Source organism: Allobosea sp. FG18 (assembly GCF_057809495.1).
Window position 1 is genome coordinate 1 of record NZ_JBMDKB010000059.1, and the last position, 6,676, is coordinate 6,676.

Consider the following 6,676-nt stretch of genomic DNA (forward strand, 5'->3'; position numbering starts at 1 on the left):
AGAGGGGTCAGTTCTCTATGTCGCTAGGGGGTCAATTGTGCATGTCGCCCGACAGGGGCCGGCCGTGTAATCCAATCATTAACCGGCCGCAGTTCCGAGAATTAACCGGCCAGGGCGGTGGCGTCCACGCCACCGCGTCCGTTCCGCTTCGATACCGTTGAAAAAGTCGGCCTGCGAGCGAGGCGACCACGAGCCGAGATTTGCTGGCGAGCGCTTTCACCTTTCACATTGGCTGGATCTGGGGCCCGTTCGGCAGGAGCTTGGCGAGCTTCCTGAGGTTCTGGGCTGTTGCGGCGAGGTGGAACTCGTCTCAGCGTCTTGAATGTCCACACCAAACTCCGATAATCTATCGCCCGGTTGGTTAGGCTTGGCGCGCCGGTCGGGTGTCAAATGAAAAGCCGCTTCACATTACGGGCGCGCCAGCCTCGCGGCGAGGCGCGCCAGTTCGGCGTCGTCCGGGCGCAGGCGTGACAGGCGACTAGCCAAATCCGCCGCGCCGGCGAGATCGCGCCGCGCCTGCGCGTCGGCCAGCAGCGCACCTAGCAGGGCCGCATCGAACGGGTTCGCCTGGAGGGCGCTGCGCAGGACCTGGCGTCCCTGCTCCGGCTGACCTAGCGATTGAAGCGCCACGCCGTGGACGTGGGCCAGCTGCGCATCGCGCGGGGCGAGCCGCGAGGCGAGGGCGAGGCTCTCCAGCGCCTCGGGATAACGACGCTGCCTTACCAGCGCGAGGCCGAGCGCGTGATGCGGATAGGGCTCTTTCGGCGCGACCGTGATCGCCTGCCGGAGCACCGCCTCGCCCTCGGGATCACGCCCGCGCTGGCGCAGCAGGTCGGCCAGATTGACTGCGAGCTCGACGGCGGCGGGATCGAGCGCCAGACCGGCGCGCAGCTCGGCTTCCGCCGCGTCCGGCCTGCCCCTGCGGATCAGATAGAGCGCCAAGGCGGCCCGCGCCTCCGGCCGGTCGGCATTCAGCGCCTGCGCCGCCTCGAAGTCCGCGAAGGCGCGCGTCAGCTGGCCGCGAACAGGCTCCGGCACGGCTTCGGGCCGGATGTCGGCCAGGGCCTGGGCAGCCTCGATCCGCACCCCGAGGACGGGATCGGCCAGACGCTCCTGCGCCCAGCGCAGGCGGATGTCGGCGGGCTGCGGCGTGAGGTTGCGCAAGGCCGCGATGCGCATCATCGGGTCGGGGTCGTCGAGGCCGAGACGGACGACGCTTTCGGTGGCGATGGCGGGCAGGCGTCCGAGTTCGCTCTGCGCGGTTGCCCGGACGATCGCGGGGATCTGCGGGTTGCTCGCCAGCGCGATCAGCGGAACTCGTGCAGCGGGGTCTCCTCGGCGCGCATCGTGAACCGTCCTGGCATAGTCTTGGAAACCCTTCCGTTGCGGCCCATGCCAAGTCACCACGGCGTCTGCGGCCCATTGCGCCGGCTTGTCCGCATGGCAGCTGTTGCAGCTGTTCGAGGTCCCCAGGGTCACGGTCAGGTCAGGCCGCGGAATGCGGAAAGAATGGTCATGCCGCTTATCGACGACCATGTAGGTGCGCGCCGGCATGTGGCAGGTGATGCAATCCGGTGCACCCTGACCGGGCTGGTGCCCGGTATGCGTGGCGGCGGCAAAACGCTGCTGATCATGGCATTGGCTGCAGACGAGAGGCCCCTCCGCCCTCAGCTTGCCGGAATGCACGTCGTGGCAGTCGCTGCAGATCACGCCCTTCGCATACATCTTGCTCTGCCGGAAGGTCTGATCGGTGAAGACCTCGTCAATCATCTGCCCGTCGGCCTCGAATAGACCGCTCGTCAGCAGCGAGGGGAGATGCGTGTCGACGATCGAGCGCCCCGGCTTCCAGTCTTCCGAGATCGTGCCGCGCCGCTGGTGGCAGCGGGCGCACGTCTCGACCTCGTCGCCCGGAGGGTGCGCGACGCTTGCGGTCGGACTTCCTGTCGCCGGATTCGGAGTCCAGTCGACCGTCGGCCTCCTGGCCGTGACGGACGAGAAACCCTTCAGGACGGGATCACCCGCCTTGCCGGCCGTGGCCCAAGCGACGTGGCCAGCACCCGGTCCATGGCAGCTCTCGCAGCCGATGCTGATCTCGGAATAGGTCGTGCGAAAGCTGTTGGAGGCGGCATCATAGCCCTTCTTCACTGCGGTCGAATGGCACTCGGCACACATGAAGTTCCAGTTCTGCATCCGGCCGGTCCAGTGCAGGGCGTCGTCAGGCGGGATCGGCTGGTCGCCATAGATATGAAACCAGCGCTGCCCGCCCTGCGCCCGCGGGCGCGTATCCCAGGCCCAGGGTAGCGCCTGCAGCCGGCCATCGGGGAAGGTGACGAGGTATTGCTGTAGCGGCCGCCAGCCGAAACTGTGGCTGATCGCGAAGGTTTCGGGCTTTCCATCCTTGCCCTGGGTTTCGACCAGGAAGCGCCCGCCCTCGCGCCGAAACCGGGCTGTCTCGCCGTGATGCGCGACGGCGACGCCGGAGAAATCGCCTAGAACGCTCTCGGGCGTCGCCACGGCCATCGCCTTGGCGTGGTCCGATCCGCTCCAATCGGCGGCGATGGTCGCATGACAGGACGCGCAGGCTCGCGAGCCGACATACCCGGCGGCTGCATGCGGGGTGAGTTCGCCCAAGCCGGAGGACACCGCCACGGACCGGGTCTGCGCCCGCCCAGGTAGCGCTCCCTGTCCTAGTGCCCATCCGGTCGCTATGACGATCAGCGCGGCGAAAGCGCCGCCGAAGAGCCCATAGGCCGGTCGGTCACCCACGGGACACTCGCCCCCTGGTCATCTCTTCGGCTGGAAGTCCATCAGGCGACCGCCAGCGCGCAGCTCTTCCAGGCTCTTGCCGAAGCAGTCGAGGCCCGCAGGCCGATTGTTGGGCGCTACGACAATTCCCTTGGCGTCGACCGTTGCGCTCAGCGCGGCGCCGGCACCGGCATACAGGGCCTCGCCATTCTTGTTCACACGGCTGAGATAGCCGACCCGCCAGCTCTGGTCCGCCTTGGCATAGCAAAGGATCGCGGCTGGCAAATTGGAGGGAAGGCTCTGCGCCGACGCGCTCATTGCGGAGCCGCCGAGCATGGCTGCGGACATGGCCAGATAGATCGCGACTTGGCTTCTCTGGAACCCAAACATCATGGCAGAACTCCACATCGATGAATGGCCTCAAAAAGATCTGCAGATTCTGGCGCGGCTAGATCCGCAGCCGGGCAACTGCGGCCTGCGATGGCTCGACCGTGGTTCGCAGCCCGCGCCAGCCATCAGAACCGCACACTCAGTCCGAGCACGGGGCCGTGCTGCAACATGTCGAACTCATAACGCGACAGCCCCGAACCCTGAACATAGTCGACATAAAGGGCCTTGTAGCCGATCACCGCCGAATAGGTGATGCCGTTCGTCGTCTTGAAATCGTAGGCATAGGCCGCCAGCGCCTGCCAGGTGAACTTGCTGCCGCCCGCGCCGAGATCGCCGCGGAATTCGAGATGATGGTTCGGGGCCAGCGACACGCGCGCCCTGATGCCGGCAAAGGCGTCCATCCAATCGACGGATCCCGAGCGTGCGATGGCGCGCCCCCGACCGATGGCCAGATCGCCGATGTTGACCGTAGTGGCGATGTCCAGCCCGAGATCGATCTTCTGGTACCAGTAACGCGCACCGGCGAGCACATCGAAGGCGACCGGACCCACGCTCCCGATCTCGTAGGCCGCGCCCGCCTCGAGGATCGCCATCTGGAACTGCATGTCAACGGCCGCGCCGACAGCGACGCCGACACCGGGAGCAGCGCCTCTGGTCTTCAGGCCGGAGCGCTCGATGGTGATCTTCTCGCCGATCACGTCTCCGAACAGCGCCAGGCGACCATGACGCGCTTCCATGTTGAGCATCAGCGCGACCAGCGAGCCGCCTTGGCCGACCGTGCTTTCAACGATGTCGACGAAGCTCGCATTCACATCGACTCCGCGGCCACGGACCACCTGTGTGCCGTTGAGCGACGTCAGCCAGCCATAGGGCGTGACGCGGAAGGTCCAGCCGGGAACGAAGCTTGGCGGTATCGGCTGGGAGGGTGGCTGCGGCGTCAGATCCGCCGCCGCGACGGGAGCAGCGAAGAGCATCGCCCCAGCCCAGACGGTCAGTTTCTTCAAGATAGACATTGTTCCCCTTGAGCTGTTTTCTGTGCCTACTCCCGCATGGAAGCCGTGGTTGATCAATTCGGATCCTGGACGCTGACCGTCAGCCGGGGAATGCGCCCGGTGAAGCGGGACTTGGCCTCGGAGCCGATCGCTTCGACGACAGGCGTTCCGAGGTCGATGCCGACATCGGCGGTCTCGTCGCCGGAGAATGCGCTTGGCTGCGTCATCGGAATGCGACCCTCGCCGACCTTCTCGCCGTTGACAAAGAGCGTGCCGAGCCCGCCCTTGGCCTTGCCGCCACCATCATAGTCGAACTGGAAGCGTATCTCGACCTTGCCCGGCGCGAGCTTGTTCGATGCGGCGATGGTCGTGCGCTGCAGCCCGAGGAAGTTGTAGTCATAGGCCGGAACACCGTCCTTCAAATAAAGGGACCAGCCGCCGAAGCGTCCGCCCTGCGCGATGAGCGTCCCGTTCGCGTTGCCTTCCGGCACGACGATCTCGGCGGTGATGGTCTTCGACCGGTTCTTCACATTGACGAAGGCGCTTTCCATCATGCCGACCATGCCTTCGGCCAGGGTCAGTGTCCGCCGCGGACCCATCAGGTCGGGCCGGCCGGCGACCACCGGATCGAACCGCTCCAGCGTGCGGTCATCCATCGGCAATGCGCCGTATTTGCCGGCTTCCTTCAGGAACAGAGCCTCCAACTCGGCGAGCTTCTTCGGATTCTTCGCGGCCAGGTCGTTGGCGAGGCTGAAGTCGCGGCGAACGTCGAACAGTTCCCAGGCGGAATTGTCCTGCAGGCTGCGGCGGGGCTTCTGTTCCCAAGGGGCCCGGTGAAGCGTGCGGGCGAACCAGCCGTCATGATAGATGGCCCGGTTGCCGGCTATCTCAAAATACTGCGTCTTGTGCCGCTCGGGCGCTGTCGCATTCTCGAACGCATAAGCCATGCTGGTGCCGTGCATCGGGATCTGCTTGACGCCGTTCACCGATTTGGGCTCGGGCAGTCCGATGGCCTCGAGGATCGTCGGCGCGACATCGATCACATGGCTGAACTGGGTCCGGACCTGATTGCGAGCCTTGATGCCCTTGGGCCAGGAGACGACGACGCCATTGCGCGTGCCGCCGAAATCCGAAGGCATCTGCTTCAGCCAGCTGAAGGGGCTGTTGAAGGCGATCGCCCAGCCCGACGCCATGTGGGGGTAGGTGTCCGGATCCCCCCATTTATCGATATATTTGAGCATGTCCTCCAGCTTTTCCGGCACCGCGTTGAAATAAGTGTTCTCGTTGAAGAGGCCGTTCTGGCCGCCTTCGCCGCTCGTGCCGTTGTCGCCAGCGACGTAGAAGACGAGAGTGTTGTCGGCCTGGCCGACCTCCTCGAAGGCCTTCAGCATGCGGCCGATTTCGAAATCGGTGTATTCGACGAAGGCTGCAAATACCTCGGCCTGGCGCGTGAACAGGCGCTTCTCGTCCGCAGAAAGCGTGTCCCAATCCTTTATCGCGGGCGGCTTCGGCGCGAGCTTCGTCCCCTTCGGCACGACGCCCAGCGCGATCTGCCGGGCCAGCGATTCCTCCCGGATCTTGTCCCAGCCCTGATCGAATCTGCCCTTCCAGCGCTCGATCCAGGCCCTGGGGACGTGGTGGGGCGCATGGGTGGCGCCCGGCGCGAAATAAACGAAGGAGGGACGATCGGGGGTCAGCGCCTTCTGGTACTTGATCCAGGCGCGCGCCTTCTCGGTCATATCGGTCATGAAATGGTAGTTCGGGTCGTCGGGCCGTTCCACCACCGCCGTCCCGTCATAGAGGAACGGGGCCCACTGGTTGGTCTCGCCGCCGAGGAAGCCGTAGAACTTGTCGAAGCCCTGGCGCGTCGGCCAGCGATCGAACGGGCCGGCGACGCTGGCTTCCCAGGTCGCAGTCTCATGCCACTTGCCGAAGGCCGCTGTCGCATAGCCGTTCAACCGCAGCATCTCCGCCAACGGCGCGGTCGAACTCGGAACCTGCCCGGTATTGCCGGGGAAGGAGGTCGCCAGTTCCGTGATGAAGCCCATGTTCACGGTGTGGTGGTTGCGCCCAGATTTGAGCGCGGCGCGTGTCGGCGAGCACAGCGCCGTCGTGTGGAAATTGTTGAAGCGCAGCCCGTCCTGGGCGAGCTGGTCAAGCGTGGGCGTCCCGATCGGCCCGCCGAAGGTGCTGGGAGCGCCGAAGCCGAGGTCGTCGATGAGCACGATCACGACATTGGGGGCGCCGGCCGGCGCCTTAACCTCGAAGCGGGGCGGAGGCGTCACCTTGCGTGCGTCGATCTCCGTGTAGACCGGGCGTTTGGGCTCCGCGATCGGCAGGGACGCGCGATCGGGCGTGGCTGTGCGAGACTGCGAGACGGCGGGCGAACTGTGGATCGCTGCTGCGACCAAGATGATCGCCAGCGTTCTGACGGTCGGCATTGAAGGCCCCCCTTCGGCGTTTATGAAGCTACAGCATGCCGATGGGACATGCCAACCCACATTCTCCAAGTAAGTCGCTGATTTCGCTGTCGTAATCGTGATATTTCG

The 6,676-nt window shown here is 65.4% G+C and carries 4 protein-coding genes; all 4 read right to left on the reverse strand.

Annotation, left to right across the window (positions count from 1 at the left end; all coding sequences use genetic code 11):
- Positions 1 to 408: 408 nt before the first annotated feature.
- Positions 409 to 2,766, reverse strand: coding sequence for a cytochrome c3 family protein (locus tag ACODTJ_RS28815; protein ID WP_488851628.1), 2,358 nt, complete (start codon positions 2,764 to 2,766; stop codon positions 409 to 411).
- A gap of 18 nt (positions 2,767 to 2,784) precedes the next feature.
- Positions 2,785 to 3,138 carry a hypothetical protein gene (locus tag ACODTJ_RS28820; RefSeq protein WP_488851630.1) on the reverse strand — a complete coding sequence of 118 codons (354 nt, stop codon included), beginning with the start codon at positions 3,136 to 3,138 and terminating at the stop codon, positions 2,785 to 2,787.
- Between the two features lie 122 nt (positions 3,139 to 3,260).
- Positions 3,261 to 4,205 (reverse strand): hypothetical protein, encoded by a 945-nt coding sequence (locus ACODTJ_RS28825; protein ID WP_488851632.1) that lies wholly within the window; start codon positions 4,203 to 4,205, stop codon positions 3,261 to 3,263.
- Positions 4,202 to 6,568, reverse strand: a complete 2,367-nt coding sequence (locus tag ACODTJ_RS28830) for an arylsulfatase (RefSeq protein ID WP_488851634.1) — start codon at positions 6,566 to 6,568, stop codon at positions 4,202 to 4,204. The genes ACODTJ_RS28825 and ACODTJ_RS28830 overlap by 4 nt, the downstream gene beginning before the upstream one ends.
- Positions 6,569 to 6,676: the final 108 nt, after the last annotated feature.